11 protein-coding genes are annotated in these 14,267 nt (G+C 49.6%); all 11 read left to right on the top strand.

The window, feature by feature from the left end; genetic code table 11:
* Window positions 1-14: 14 nt before the first annotated feature.
* The 11 genes from wecB (at window position 15) to WKJ03_RS04985 (ending at window position 14,251) form a co-directional block, all read left to right on the top strand.
* Window positions 15-1,139 (top strand): UDP-N-acetylglucosamine 2-epimerase (non-hydrolyzing), encoded by a 1,125-nt coding sequence (gene wecB / locus WKJ03_RS05035; protein ID WP_337841074.1) that lies wholly within the window; start codon window positions 15-17, stop codon window positions 1,137-1,139.
* Between the two features lie 188 nt (window positions 1,140-1,327).
* The gene (locus WKJ03_RS05030) at window positions 1,328-4,108 is read left to right on the top strand and encodes an SLBB domain-containing protein (protein WP_337841073.1); all 2,781 of its coding nucleotides are present in this window, start codon (window positions 1,328-1,330) and stop codon (window positions 4,106-4,108) included.
* A 14-nt stretch (window positions 4,109-4,122) separates the two neighbouring features.
* Window positions 4,123-5,052, top strand: coding sequence for a Wzz/FepE/Etk N-terminal domain-containing protein (locus WKJ03_RS05025; RefSeq protein ID WP_337841072.1), 930 nt, complete (start codon window positions 4,123-4,125; stop codon window positions 5,050-5,052).
* A 23-nt stretch (window positions 5,053-5,075) separates the two neighbouring features.
* Complete coding sequence (gene rfbB / locus WKJ03_RS05020) at window positions 5,076-6,152, top strand: dTDP-glucose 4,6-dehydratase (RefSeq protein WP_337841071.1); 1,077 nt, start codon at window positions 5,076-5,078, stop codon at window positions 6,150-6,152.
* Window positions 6,149-7,015, top strand: coding sequence for a glucose-1-phosphate thymidylyltransferase RfbA (rfbA, locus tag WKJ03_RS05015; protein WP_337841070.1), 867 nt, complete (start codon window positions 6,149-6,151; stop codon window positions 7,013-7,015). The genes rfbB and rfbA overlap by 4 nt, the downstream gene beginning before the upstream one ends.
* Window positions 7,012-8,109, top strand: a complete 1,098-nt coding sequence (locus tag WKJ03_RS05010) for a DegT/DnrJ/EryC1/StrS family aminotransferase (RefSeq protein WP_337841069.1) — start codon at window positions 7,012-7,014, stop codon at window positions 8,107-8,109. The genes rfbA and WKJ03_RS05010 overlap by 4 nt, the downstream gene beginning before the upstream one ends.
* A complete protein-coding gene (locus tag WKJ03_RS05005; RefSeq protein ID WP_337841068.1) occupies window positions 8,093-8,680 on the top strand; it encodes an acyltransferase in 588 nt (195 codons plus the stop codon). The genes WKJ03_RS05010 and WKJ03_RS05005 overlap by 17 nt, the downstream gene beginning before the upstream one ends.
* Window positions 8,681-8,682: 2 nt before the next feature.
* A complete protein-coding gene (locus tag WKJ03_RS05000; RefSeq protein WP_337841067.1) occupies window positions 8,683-10,209 on the top strand; it encodes an oligosaccharide flippase family protein in 1,527 nt (508 codons plus the stop codon).
* Window positions 10,196-11,146 carry a glycosyltransferase gene (locus tag WKJ03_RS04995; RefSeq protein ID WP_337841066.1) on the top strand — a complete coding sequence of 317 codons (951 nt, stop codon included), beginning with the start codon at window positions 10,196-10,198 and terminating at the stop codon, window positions 11,144-11,146. The genes WKJ03_RS05000 and WKJ03_RS04995 overlap by 14 nt, the downstream gene beginning before the upstream one ends.
* Window positions 11,147-11,156: 10 nt before the next feature.
* Window positions 11,157-13,100 (top strand): asparagine synthase (glutamine-hydrolyzing), encoded by a 1,944-nt coding sequence (gene asnB / locus WKJ03_RS04990; protein WP_337841065.1) that lies wholly within the window; start codon window positions 11,157-11,159, stop codon window positions 13,098-13,100.
* A complete protein-coding gene (locus WKJ03_RS04985) occupies window positions 13,100-14,251 on the top strand; it encodes a glycosyltransferase (RefSeq protein WP_337841064.1) in 1,152 nt (383 codons plus the stop codon). Before asnB ends, WKJ03_RS04985 begins: the two co-directional genes overlap by 1 nt.
* The last annotated feature ends 16 nt before the right edge of the window (window positions 14,252-14,267 follow it).

Below are 14,267 nucleotides of genomic sequence, written 5' to 3'. Positions count from 1 at the left end.
AAACGGATCCTTGCATGATTAAAGTACTGAGTGTATTTGGCACCCGCCCTGAAGCTATTAAAATGGCTCCGCTGGTAAACCTGTTAAAAGACAGTGATGGTATCGAAAGCAAAGTCTGTGTCACAGGGCAGCACCGGGAGATGCTGGATCAGGTTCTGAAGCTGTTTGATATTCAGCCTGATTATGATCTGGCCATTATGAAAGCTGGCCAGGATTTGTATGATGTTACCACCAGTATTTTGCTTAACATTAAACCGGTGTTACGTGAATTTAAACCCGATATTGTGTTAGTACATGGGGATACCAGTACCACTTTTGCTGCGGCACTGGCTTGTTACTACGAAAAAATAGCTGTGGGTCATGTGGAAGCCGGACTACGCACCGGTAATATTTATAGCCCCTGGCCTGAGGAAGCAAACCGTAAGCTGACCGGGGCTCTGACCAAACTGCATTTTGCGCCCACCGAAACTTCAAAACAAAACTTGCTGAATGAACAAATCCATCCAGCCGGTATTGTGGTGACTGGCAACACAGTGATCGATGCCTTGCATCAGGTCGTCGCGAAAATTGATGCAGACGCTGCTTTGGTTCAGAAATATCAGCAGCAGTTTCCTTATGGTCTGAATGGTCGCCGGTTAATTCTGGTGACCGGCCATCGTCGCGAGAGTTTTGGTTCTGGTTTTGAAAATATCTGCGCAGCTCTGAAACAGATTGCAGAACAGTTCCCTGATGCAGACGTGCTCTACCCAGTGCATTTAAACCCGAATGTACGTGAGCCGGTATTCCGTCTGCTCAGTGACACGCCCAATGTGCATCTGATAGAACCTCAGGATTACTTACCTTTTGTCTATCTGATGAGCCGCAGTTATCTGGTACTGACCGACTCAGGCGGTATTCAGGAAGAAGCGCCGTCGTTGGGCAAACCTGTGCTGGTGATGCGGGACACCACGGAGCGGCCTGAAGCTGTTGCTGCGGGCACTGTAAAACTGGTGGGGACAGATACAGAGGTTATTGTGGCTGAAGTCCGTAAACTGATGACTGACCAGAGTTACTACGAGCAGATGAGTTTTGCACATAATCCTTATGGCGATGGCCAGGCTTGTGCCCGTATCGTCGAGGCAATAAAACGGCAGTTTTGACGGGTTGAACTGAGGGGGATTCTTCGGTTTGATCAAAGCGAAATCGCCTCAGGCTCTAGGGCTTCACAAGTTTTTACTCGCTCTGTCACTGTGAACAGGGTAAACTTTGCAGCCTTCTTTTACAGAAAAGTAATATGCGGGTCAGGATATAAAACCCGTGGTAATGCCAAGTATTTATGGAGCAGGTAGTGTTAAAAAAGTTGCTGAAAATCGCCGTCAGTGGTGTGTTGGTCTTGTGTTTTGCAGCACAGGCGGCAGTTACTCCTTCCCCTGCCATGATGGCGCAATTCAAGAATTTACCTAAATCTGAACAACAGCGCCTGATGAGGCAAATGGGGATCAGTGCATCGGATTTAAGCGGACAACGGCAGAACGCTTCAACAACCAGCTCGCAGGATGGCTCTGGATTCGACCCGGCTCAATTAAATGCTCAGCAAGAGGTCGCCCCGTATCAGCCTGCTGTGACAAACAAAGCTGAACGTTTTGGCTTGAGTCTGTTTAAAACAAAAAACTACCTTGAACAAGGCAGTACTAACAATGTACCAGTGCCAGATTCTTACCTGCTTGGCGCTGGAGATGAACTCTTGGTGCAAGTATTCGGTAAGCAGAGTTTCACGGAAGTGCTGGTGGTGGAGCGGGACGGGACTGTCAGTATTCCCGAATTAGGTCAGCTGGTCGTTGCCGGCCTGACATTTCCGAAAGCCCGGCAATTAGTGACTGAGCGCATCAAAAGCCAACTGATAGGGGTCGATGTTGCGGTCAGTATGGGCGAATTACGCACCATCACGGTCTTTGTGGCCGGTGAAGCTGGCAAACCCGGTAGCTATAACATCCCCGCCTTGTCCAGTGTGACGCAGGCGTTGACGGCGGCAGGCGGCGTGTCTGACATAGGTTCATTGAGAAAGATCCTGGTCAAACGAGGCGCCACGACTGTGACAGAGTTTGACTTGTATAACTTGTTGCTCAAAGGGGACGCCTCTGCAGATGTATTGTTGCAACATGGCGATGTGGTGTTTGTGGCACCTGTGCAGGCGATTGCCGAAGTTACAGGTGAAGTTCAACGTCCTGCCTTGTATGAGGTGAAGTCGGGAGAGACCATAGCTCAGTTACTGGCCATGTCTGGCGGGGCTAAAGCCGGTGCTTACACTCAAAGTGCGGTACTTGAGCGGATTAACAGCGAAAATTTACGAACCTTACAGAACCTTGACCTGACCAAAGAGAATACAAAGCAGGAACCTGTCAGATCTGGGGATGTATTACGCATAGGTTCGACGTCACCACGTTTTGAAAATGTCGTGACTGTGGCGGGCGCCGTGGCTCGGCCTGGTCAGTATGCCTGGCGTGATGGCTTGCGGGTGACCGACTTACTGGGTTCATTCTGGTCTGATTTACACCTGACTGCGGACCTTGACTATGCCCTGATTGTGCGTGAAACCAGCCCTTTGGGCGATTTAAAAGTGATTCAGTTTAATCTGGGCAATGCGGTGAATCAGAAAGGTTCTGCTCAGGACCCTGAACTGCAGGCCAGGGACACTCTTTTGGTGTTCCACTATGAAAACAACAGCTATCAACGAGCTGAACTGAATGCTTATTTCAAGGCAAAGGCTGAAAGAGCGAATATTATTCGTGATGATCTGGCGCAACCATCCGCTAAAGAAGCAACCTCTGCAGGCTATGGCAACAGAACTGAAGTGACAGAGCAAGATGCACTGGAAAACGAATCGTTGATGGAGCAAGGGTTTGAGTTACTGAATGAACAAAACAAGCAACGCCTGAACAGCTTACAACAGCCGCCAGCGCAACTGAGCAAAAATCATCAATGGCTGCTGGCTGAGATCAATACGTTTTTTGCGGAAGTGCTGACAGACCCTGAACTGCTGAAAAAAACACCTCACCTGAACCGGACCGAGTTGTTGTATCCGGTATTGCAGAAATTAAAAGCCCGTAACAGCTACAGCAGTGGTTCTCGTATTGTCTCTGTCGCGGGTGAAGTGAAAGTGCCAGGCGAGTATCCGCTGGCAGAGCAGGCAACAGTCAAGGATTTGCTGGCGGCAGCCAGTGGGCTGAAAGAAAGTGCGTATCTGGACAGGGCTGAACTGACTCAGGCCTACACTGACGCATCCACAGGCGACCTGCAGGTAAAACATCAGAATGTGAATTTGCTGCAGGAGCTCCAGGCATCACAGGGGGTCGGGCTGAATCCTAGGGATCGTCTGACAGTTTTTGCCATTCCCAACTGGAACATTGAACGGCAGGTGATGCTGTCTGGCTTTGTCCGTTTTCCGGGTATGTATACCATCCAACAAGGTGAGAAGCTGTCCAGTGTGCTGGCCAGGGCAGGTGGGCTGAAATCAGAAGCCTTTGCTGAAGGGGCCGTCTTTACCCGCAAGCAAAGTCGTGATCGTGAAAGTGAGCAGGTACAGAAACTGGCACAGCAGTTGCGCACCGATATTGCCGCCCGCTCACTGACGCCTGAAGGCACAGGCGTAGCGCCACAAGAAGCGCTGATGATGATCAATGAAATTGAAAAAGTGAAGCCGGTCGGCCGGGTGGTGATCGATTTGAATGGCATCCTGAGTGCTGATGCTGAGTTTGATCTTACGGCGGAGGATGGGGATGAGCTCTATGTGCCGTCCAGGAACAGTTCTGTCGCCGTGGTCGGTGAAGTTCAGCATGCTTCAAGCCACAGATTTAAGCCAGGCCAGTCCATCCAAGATTATCTGTCACTTGCCGGCGGTTTCCGTAAGCGGGCGGATGAAGAACGCGTCTATGTGATTCGTGCCGATGGCTCGGTGTTTATTCCGGATCAGTCTGGCTGGTTTGCAGTACAAAAAACAGAACTGAAAGCTGGTGACACCATAGTGGTACCACTGGATACCGAATACAAAGACACCATGTCACTGTGGACACAAATAACTCAGATTTTCTATCAGAGTGCTGTTGCCCTGGCTGCTGTGAACAGTTTCTGACGGGGGAGTTTCAGATGAATCAAGTGATGACGTCAACGCAAACCCCGGACGAAATCAGCCTGCCTGAGTTATTGGCTGATCTGTGGCGCTTAAAATTCTGGTTTGTGGGCTTGGGTATTGTCTTCTCCGCGCTCGCCGTTTTTTATTCGCTGCAACTGCCCAATCAATACAAATCCGAAACTGTACTTTACCCTGTGCAGCAACAAGGTGGCGCCGGTCTGGCGGCATCCCTGGGGGGGCAGCTGGGTGGGTTGGCCTCTATGGCGGGTCTGAATCTTGGCAGCAAAGAAAATAAAACAGCGCTGGCGTTGCAAATTCTTAACTCCAGGATCTTCTTTGAAAAACTCTGTCGGAAGTATGAAATGTTGATCCCGCTAATGGCTGCAGAAGGCTGGGACAGAGACAGCAATACCTTGTTAATTAACCCCGATCTTTATGACAGCTCAGGCAACAAATGGGTCAGGCAGGTCGCCGCGCCGCTGACCGCAGAACCCTCCATGGAAGAGGCTTTTGTCCGTTTTAAAGAAATTCTGACGGTTGACCAGGATAAAGCCACCTCCATGGTGCGGATTGGCATCGAGTTTGTCTCGCCAGAACTGGCTCAGCAGTGGGTGAAAGCTATTGTAACCGAGTTAAATGCCGACATGCGTCAGCGCGAGTTGTCTGAAGCTGAACGAGCTATCCATTATCTGAATCAGCAGCTTGAAAAAACCTCATTGCAAGAGGTTCGTAGTGTGATGTACGACCTGATTGAAGAGCAGACTAAAACCCTGATGCTGGCCAATGTCCGCGAAGAGTATATGTTTCAGGTGGTTGACCCTGCCCCTTATCCACAATTAAAAAGTGGGCCTAAACGCGCCTTTATTGTGATTTTTGCCGGGCTTGGCAGTGTGGTCATGATTGTATTGTTTTCCATATTTCGTCTTGTGATGCGCAAGAGCTGAGTATTGGTATAGGAAATCCGACGTTGAAGAAAATTTTAGTGACAGGCGGAGCTGGCTTTATCGGCTCTGCATTGTGCCGTTATATTGTCAACCAGACACAAGATACAGTGCTTAATCTGGATAAACTGACTTATGCTGGCAATCTGCAATCGCTGAACAGCATAGCCAGTTCGGACCGTTATCAGTTTGTCCAGGCAGACATTTGCGATGCGCAAGCTGTGACCAAAGCGCTGACTGAATTTCAGCCGGATGTCGTCATGCATTTAGCAGCAGAAAGCCATGTGGATCGCTCTATTGATGGCCCGGCGGCATTTATCCAAACCAATATAGTGGGCACCTATACGCTGCTGGACGCTTGCCGGGCTTATTGGTTGCAACTTGATACCGAAAAAAAACAGGCGTTTCGTTTCCATCATATTTCGACTGACGAAGTCTATGGCGATTTGCATGGTACCGCTGATTTATTCACCGAAACCACGCCTTATGAACCCAGTAGTCCGTATTCAGCCAGTAAAGCCAGCTCTGACCATTTAGTCCGGGCCTGGCACCGTACCTACGGTTTGCCGGTGCTGGTGACGAACTGCTCCAATAATTACGGGCCTTATCATTTCCCTGAAAAATTAATTCCGCTGATGATTCTCAATGCGCTGACAGGCAAGCCGCTGCCTGTCTATGGCAAAGGTGAACAGATCCGCGACTGGCTTTATGTTGAGGATCATGCCCGTGCACTCTATACAGTGGTCACACAGGGCGTAGTCGGCGAGACCTATAACATTGGTGGTCATAACGAAAAGAGAAACATCGATGTGGTTCGCAGCATTTGCGCCTTGCTGGAAGAGCTGGTGCCAGAAAAGCCGGCAGGGGTAAAGCAGTACAGCGACCTTATTACCTATGTGACTGACAGGCCTGGCCATGATTTCCGTTATGCGATTGATGCAAGCAAAATAGAGCGCGAGCTTGGCTGGACGCCGCAAGAAAGTTTTGACACTGGCCTGCGCAAAACCGTGCAGTGGTACCTGCAAAACAAGGATTGGTGGCAAGCCGTATTGAATGGTTCTTATCAGCTGGAACGCTTGGGACAAGGAATGACAAACAAATGAAAGGGATTATTTTAGCCGGAGGTTCCGGTACCAGGCTTTATCCTATCACCAGAGGGGTGTCGAAGCAGCTGTTGCCTGTGTACGACAAACCGATGATTTATTACCCGCTCTCAGTACTGATGCTGGCTGGCATTCGCGATATCCTGATCATTACAACGCCAGAAGATCAGGCTTCATTCCAACGCTTACTGGGCGATGGCAGCGCTTTTGGCATCCAGTTAAGCTATGCAGTTCAGCCTTCACCAGACGGTCTGGCTCAGGCATTTGTAATTGGTGAATCTTTTATTGGCAATGACTCTGTTGCTTTGGTTTTAGGTGACAACATTTTTTATGGTCAGGGTTTCAGTCCGAAGCTGAAGCAGGCTGCGAATCGTACGGGGGCGACTGTTTTTGGTTATCAGGTTCGTGACCCTGAGCGCTTCGGTGTCGTGGAGTTTGACGCCCAGCAAAAAGCGATTTCGATTGAAGAGAAACCTGCGCAACCAAAATCCAACTATGCGGTTACAGGTTTGTATTTTTATGACAATACAGTGATCGAGATTGCCAAAGGCATTCAGCCTTCTGCGCGTGGTGAACTTGAAATTACCTGTGTGAACAGGGAATATCTGAACCAAGGAAAGCTGCATGTTGAGATGTTAGGGCGCGGGTTTGCCTGGTTGGATACAGGGACTTTTGACAGCCTGCTCGAGGCGTCCTCTTTTGTTCAGACCATTGAACACCGTCAGGGGTTTAAAGTTGCTGTGCTGGAAGAAATTGCCTATTTGAATGGCTGGCTAACGGCAGGAGAAATCTTACAGCGTGCAGCCGGAATGGCAAAAAATTCTTACGGCCAGTATTTGAAAGAGCTAATTAAAACAAAATGATCCAACTGAATAAACCTTATTTACCCACCTTTACAAGTTACAGTCGTTATCTTGACAAGGTCTATTCGAAAGGTTGGTTGACCAACAACGGACCTATGGCACAAGAGTTGAAAGTTCGTCTGGAAGACTATCTTGGAGTCAAGAATTTACTGCCCGTAGCTAACGGTACGTTGGCGATGCAGTTGGCTTATAAGGTGTTTGATTTAAAAGGCGAAGCTGTTACAACCCCCTTCACCTTTATAGCCACTAGCAGCAGTCTGGCCTGGGAAGGGATACGGCCGCGATTTGCCGATGTCGACCCCAAAAGTTACAACCTGAATGCAGTGCAATGCGAGCCTTTTATCCATCAAGGTTGCAATGCTGTGGTGCCTGTGCATGTGTATGGTAACCCATGTGATGTTCATGCGTTTGAAACCTTGAGAGAGCGAAACAAGGTCCGGGTGATCTATGATGCTGCTCATGCTTTTGGCATCAAAGTATCAGACAACAGTGTGTTGAACTATGGTGATGCTTCTACCTTGAGTTTCCATGCCACCAAAGTTTTTCATACAGTTGAAGGCGGAGCCGTTATTTTCCGCAGTAGCGACGATTATGAACGAGCTTTGATGATGACAAATTTCGGTATTGATGTAACAACTGGACAAATACCGGAACAAGGAATTAACACCAAGATCAGTGAAGTTCATGCGGCCATGGGGCTGGCTGTGCTGGATGATATTGAAAAAATTATGGGACGTCGGCAGGCGCTTTACCAGCAGTACCGACATCAGCTGCATGGCATAGTGCAGCAGCAAGGCTGGCACCCCGATGCAACGGAAAATGGTGCCTACATGCCAGTGTCTTTTGAAAACGCCACTCTCTCTGAGTTTGTAATGCAGCAGTTGCAGGATAAAGGCATTATGAGCAGACGATATTTTTCCCCTTCGATCAACAAACTGGAGCAATACAGTGAGGTCAATGCCGACCATTGCCCTGTTTCGGAATCGTTGGCGACGCGCACCTTATGTTTACCATTGTATTACGATTTAACGGAGCAGGAGTTGAATCAGGTGACCGCGGCGGTCAAGCAGGCTGTGTATGCCTTTGCTGACTGAAGAGCAACTGCGGGCTGTTGGCTTCAAGTCTATCGGCTCCAACGTAAAAATCTCCGACAAAGCCAGTATCTACAATGCTGGCAATATACGTATTGGAAACAATGTTCGCATTGATGATTTTGTTGTGCTTTCTGCTGGAGCAGAAGGCATCGAGATTGGAAGTTATATTCATATTGCCGTCTATAGTTGTCTAATCGGTGCCAGCCGGATAGAGCTACAGGATTTTGCCAATATTTCATCGCGCGTTTCTATTTACAGCTCCAGCGATGATTATTCAGGTGAGACCATGACCAACCCTATGGTGCCTGCTGAACTAAAGGCTGTTCACCATGCACCTGTGCATATTGGTAAACACGTCATAATAGGCTCAGGTTCCGTAGTGCTTCCTGGTGTGAGTGTACAGGAAGGTGCTGCTGTAGGGGCCCTCAGTCTGATTAATAAAGATTGTGAAGCGTTTTTTATTTATGCCGGGGTGCCTGCAAAAAAAATAAAACCACGCAGCACTCATTTGTTACAGCTTGAAGCTCGGATGCAACAATCGCAGCAGGCGGGGACCGAGAGGTCCGACTGACTATGCAGGTATTGAAGAACATCAGCTGGAATTGGATAAGCCAGTTATATCTGGCTTTTGCCGGCATACTTGTGATCCCTGTTTATATGCATTATCTCGGTGCAGAAGCTTATGGCTTGGTAGCGTTTATGTTGACCCTCCAGGCATTAATGTCGTTACTGGACATTGGGTTATCGTCGTCATTGTCACGTGAGGCAAGTCGTTTTCACGCTGGAGTCTCTGAAAGCCGCTTTTTTTATTCTTTTGTGATGATAATCCGGCAGCTCTTTATATTAAGTGGCCTGTTGCTCGCGTTCAGCATGATACTGGCTGCTGACCACCTTAGTGTACACTGGCTGAAACTTGAATATTTAGATCCGGCTTATGTCAGCTACTTGCTCAAAGTAGTGGGATTGGTGGTATTTTTAAAGTGGCTGTCTGTTTACCTGCGTGCCATTCTGTTTGGCTTAGATGACATTGTCTGGGTAGCCAAATTAACCCTGGTTGTTGCGACTTTGCGCTACTTGGCGGTCATTCCTTTTTTTGTGTTGTGCAATGCCACTGTGGAATTTTACATCTGGTTTCAGTTAGGGGTTCAGCTTGTTGAGACCGCTAGTTTAGCTTACCGAAAACAACACAAGCTGCCATCTATAGCGCTGACTGAACGCTATAAACTGACCGATCCTGTGTTTCACACGCCAATCAAATTTGCCTTATCTGCTGGTATCGCGACCATTTTGTGGGTCATGGTGTCACAGGCAGATCGGTTCATTGGTTCTACCCTGCTGAGTTTATCGGACTATGGCTTGTTTCATGTGGCAGTGATGGCAGCTGGTGTGGTGACCATTGTCACTGGGCCAATAGTGCAAACTTTACAGCCCAAGGTCACGAGTTTGGTCGCCTCTGGTCAACATGCACAAGCCTACAGACTGGTGACGATGCTGTTCGATTTTATGGTCTGTATGGCGCTGGCGACTGTAGTTTGTGTCTATTTTTTTGGCTTCGAAATACTTAAAGCCTGGCAGGGGCAAGCTGAATTTGCGAACTCAATCAGTGATACCTTTATTATCTATTGTGCGGCGAACGCTATTCTGGCGGTTAACTCCTGCTCGTACATCCTGGACTATGCAACAGGCAGGATTCGGTTACGTATTGTCTCGACCATAGTTATGCTTCTTTTTTTGTTATTTTTGTTGCCGCTTGGTTTCCTGTCGATGGGAATGAAGGGCGCCGCCTGGGTTTGGTTTGGCGTCAATCTGGCCTATCTGTTTGTTTGTCAGCCGCTGCTGTTGCGTCAGTATGATACAAAGATGTATCGGAAGTTATTGCTGGGCACTCTTTGCCCTGTTCTGATCATAGCGCTGCTGATAGCGCTGACAGCCGAGTTTCTTCAGTTAAAAGCGTTCGCTGCAACCCTTATCAATCCGGCTCTGCTGGTGATGGTTGGTGCAGCATTTTGGGTTGTCAGCTTGATGATCTTTTGTATCAGCAAAGAATCATTGAGGGTTGTGATCCTCTCCAAATTAAGCGGGTTTTATGAGCGTACCTAAAATAAGTATTTGTGTCGTCACTTACAATCAAGTGAACTACATTCGGAAATGTCTGGAAAGTCTGTTAAACCAGAACGTGGATTGTGACTTCGAATTAATTGTCGGTGATGACTGTTCATCGGACGGAACCCGTGACGTATTGTTGGCGATGGAAAAAGAGTATCCAGGTAAGCTGAAACTGGTAATGCATACCACCAATCAAGGCCCTATCGGCAATTACTTCTCAGTGCACAATCTGGCTCAAGGGGAGTTCGTCTGTCATCTGGATGGCGATGACTATGCTTTACCTGGCAAATTACAGGCACAAATTGATTTTATGCGCCAGCACCCAGATTGCCGAATCGTCTGGCACAGGATGGTCATTCTGAATGAACAAGGGCAAACGGCTGTTGGCATGCCGGTGTGTCCATTGGACCAGTTATTGGGTAAGAATAAATTTTATCTGGCCGATTTGGCTGTCTTGTACGGAACTACTGGCTGTCACTCAGGCAGTATGTATCGTCGCTCAGCAAAAAAGATGAGTGCTTACCCGTTCCCAACCATTGATTACTATATCACTATGACATTTGTCTCTGATGGAGGCTATGCCGCCTACATTAATGAACCTTACGGGGTGTATCGATTTTTTAAACAAGATAAAACCTTAACCCGCCAAAAAGGCGGGATGTATGTCGGGCTGGCTCAGTTAGACCTGATTCCACAATTATTGAAAACACATCCGGAAATCAGACGTCAGTTAGCCGCCCAAACCTTATTTGAGTTATTCACCCGCTGCTACTTACGTTATCCATTGAAATGGCGGTTCTTAAAACTGTTTTTTAGTTGTCGTGCACTGCCCCGGTTAAGTGATTTACGGCAAATTTGGAAGGTTTTTAATGCCAGTCGTTATCAGAACCTGGCTGCAGCTTTTAAAACTGGTTATCAAGGAAAGATTTAGGGGAAAGGAAATGTGTGGATTAGCAGGCGTCCTCGCCTCTGCGCAGTTGTTGGCAAGCCAGTCTGAAATACTAAGGGCTATGGGGCAGCAGATCCAGCATCGCGGTCCGGACGATGAAGGCTTATACAGCTCAGACTGTGGCAGTTTTGGCCTGGTGCACAGGCGGTTGGCTATTGTGGATTTATCGGCTGCTGGTCACCAGCCGATGTTCAGCCCGGACCAACGTTTTATGCTGGCCTTTAATGGTGAAATTTATAACCATCAGGCGCTAAGGGCCGAACTTGATAAAGTGGTTCCTCAGGTCTGGCGTGGTCACTCGGACACCGAAACCTTACTGGCAGGTATTCTGCATTGGGGGCTGGAAGACACCATCCGCCGTGCAGTGGGCATGTTCGCGTTGGTACTGTGGGACAATAAGCAGAAAACACTGACGTTGGTGCGTGACAGAGCTGGCGAAAAACCGCTTTATTATGGGTTCAGCCAAGGGGCTTTTTTATTTGGCTCTGAATTGAAAGCGCTCAAAGCACACCCGTTGTTTCAGGGCGAAGTTGACATTGAAGCCTTGGCCTTAATGCTGCGGCACAAGTATGTGCCAGCGCCGCGTACTATCTACCGGCAGTTTTGCAAACTGGAACCGGGGTGTATGCTCACCTTATCGCTCGATGAACTGTCACTTGGCCATTCAGCAGTTCAAATCCGTCGCTACTGGTCTTTTGCGCAGGTAGCAAAAAACGCTGCTGGCCAGCCTTTTTCCGGCACGGACCAGGAAGGGCTGCAGCAACTGGAAGCTCAGTTATCCCAGTCTGTGTCGGAGCAAATGCTGGCCGATGTGCCGGTAGGCGCGTTTTTATCTGGTGGGACGGATTCATCGCTGATTGCCGCCTTAATGCAAAAGCAGGCCAGCCAGCCAATCCGTACCTTTACTGTTGGCTTCCATGTCCCGGACTACAATGAAGCCGAACATGCCAAGGCGGTGGCCCGGCATTTAGGTACAGACCATACAGAAATTTATGTGACTGAGCAGGATGCGCTGAATGTGGTGCCGTCGTTGCCGCAGCTGTTTGATGAGCCTTTTGGCGACAGCTCGCAGATCCCCACCTACCTGATTGCCAAAGAGGCGCGCCGCCATGTCACAGTGGCCCTGTCCGGTGACGCAGGCGATGAGCTTTTTGCCGGCTACAGCCGCTATGAACACAGCCTGGCACTGCATCATAAGCTGTCGTCTGTGCCCGGTGCTTTGCTAAGCGCCCTGGCCTGGTGCAAGCCTGTGTTGCATGCGGATGTCTGGCGACAACTGGATAAGCTGACAGGTCAGGCCGATTATGGTCCCCTATCTAATGGTTTCGCCAGAGTGGCGGAAGTTGGGCTTTGTCATTCTTTTGCAGGCCTGTACACCCAGGTGGTGTCTGATGCCAAAGACCCGCAGCGGCTGATTCGCCGGGAACCAGAGGCCTCGCTGTTTACTGAACCTGCTGCCCAGCACAGCGATGAGCAACGTCTGGCCTGGATGATGCTGACGGACAGCCAGACCTATTTACCCGATGACGTGCTGGTGAAAGTAGACCGCGCGGCTATGGCGGTTTCGCTGGAAGGGCGGGTGCCTATGCTGGATCACAGGTTTATTGAGCTGGCTGCCAGCATGCCGATGCACTTTAAGCGCAGGGACGGTGTTGGCAAATGGGCACTGAAACAAATACTGTACCGTCACGTGCCCAAGGCGCTGCTGGACAGACCAAAAACAGGTTTTGGTGTGCCGACCGATCACTGGTTACGTGGGCCGCTGCGCGACTGGGCTGAAGCTCTGCTGGATACCGAAAAACTTAAGCAGCAGGGCTTGCTGAATACAGCGCTGGTGCGCAAATACTGGCAGGAACATCTGTCTGGTCAGCGGAACTGGCAATATATGTTGTGGAACCTGCTGATGTTCCAAAGCTGGTTGGAGGCTCAGGGGTAATGGCAGAACAGCAGGCGCTTACGGATCACACCGTATTTTTGATTAGCTCTCTGGCTGGCGGCGGCGCCGAAGGTGTCTGTGCCAATCTGGCTTCGGGGCTGGCGGAGCAGGGCATGCCCCTGGAGCTGGTGGTGCTGCATATGCATAATTCGGTGTACCACCAGAATCTGTCAGACAAAGTCTGCCTGAGTGTGCTTGGTGTGGACCAGGCCCGTTATGCCTTTGGCCCTTTGATCCGGCATTTAAATCGGGCCAGACCAGCCAGGCTGGTGGTATTTAACTATGAACTGGCCCACCTGATGGTGTTGATCCGGCCCTTTTTGCGTTTTCAATTTCGGTTAATGGCCCGCAATATCAATACCTTTTCAGCCAATGCTTTGACGTCGGGGTCCTGGCTGCAACGCTGGGTGGTGAACCCTTTGCAACGCTTTCTCTATAGCCGGCTCGACCATGTGGTCAATCAGTGCCAGGCCATGCGTGCCGATTTATTAGCCCATGTGCCTATTGCCGCAGAGCGTACCAGCGTGATCTACAACCCGGTAAATCAACGTATTGAAGCGGCAGCAGCGTTAACTGAACCTGCAGCGCAGCAGCCTGGTTATGTATTGTGTGTTGGGCGTTTTGAACGACAAAAAGCCTTTCATCGCGCTATTGAAGCTTTTTCACTGGTTCACGCGCAGTACCCCGAACTGCGTTTACGCTTTATCGGCCAGGGCAGTCAGGAGACCATGCTGCGGGCACAGGCCCATCAGTTAGGCCTGGGCGGCAAGGTGGACTTTATGGGCTTTGCCGCCGACACCACAGTGCATTACCTGGAAGCCCGTTGTGTGTTGCTCACCTCGTTGTACGAAGGTTTTCCCAATGTACTGGTCGAAGCCATTACGTTGGGGGTTCCGGTGGTTTCAGTGGATTGTGCCAGTGGTCCGGCCGAAATTGTCCGGCCGGAGCAAAATGGTGTTCTGCTGTCGGGGCATTCATCCGACGCCATCGCTCATGGCCTGATACAGTGCCTGAGCCGGACATGGCCTGGGCACCAGGTGAAACAAAGCGCTGAGCCCTATTCCAATAACCGGATCCTGGCTGACTGGGCCGCTTTACTGGCGGATAATGGCCTGGATTTGCGGCAAGCAACAGAACAGACACAAGGATAAATGCACAGATGAGTGC

Origin of the sequence: Rheinheimera sp. (assembly GCF_037442525.1) — a bacterium.
GTDB lineage: Bacteria > Pseudomonadota > Gammaproteobacteria > Enterobacterales > Alteromonadaceae > Pararheinheimera.
This window is presented reverse-complemented; position numbering and strand designations above follow the sequence as displayed.

Excerpts from the sequence above, each read along its gene's own strand:
- rfbA (WP_337841070.1), top strand. The coding sequence starts at position 6,149 with ATGAAAGGGATTATTTTAGCCGGAGGTTCCGGTACCAGGCTTTATCCT.
- WKJ03_RS05000 (WP_337841067.1), top strand. The coding sequence starts at position 8,683 with ATGCAGGTATTGAAGAACATCAGCTGGAATTGGATAAGCCAGTTATAT.
- wecB (WP_337841074.1), top strand. The coding sequence starts at position 15 with ATGATTAAAGTACTGAGTGTATTTGGCACCCGCCCTGAAGCTATTAAA.
- WKJ03_RS05005 (WP_337841068.1), top strand. The coding sequence starts at position 8,093 with ATGCCTTTGCTGACTGAAGAGCAACTGCGGGCTGTTGGCTTCAAGTCT.
- WKJ03_RS05025 (WP_337841072.1), top strand. The coding sequence starts at position 4,123 with ATGAATCAAGTGATGACGTCAACGCAAACCCCGGACGAAATCAGCCTG.
- asnB (WP_337841065.1), top strand. The coding sequence starts at position 11,157 with ATGTGTGGATTAGCAGGCGTCCTCGCCTCTGCGCAGTTGTTGGCAAGC.
- WKJ03_RS04995 (WP_337841066.1), top strand. The coding sequence starts at position 10,196 with ATGAGCGTACCTAAAATAAGTATTTGTGTCGTCACTTACAATCAAGTG.
- WKJ03_RS04985 (WP_337841064.1), top strand. The coding sequence starts at position 13,100 with ATGGCAGAACAGCAGGCGCTTACGGATCACACCGTATTTTTGATTAGC.
- WKJ03_RS05010 (WP_337841069.1), top strand. The coding sequence starts at position 7,012 with ATGATCCAACTGAATAAACCTTATTTACCCACCTTTACAAGTTACAGT.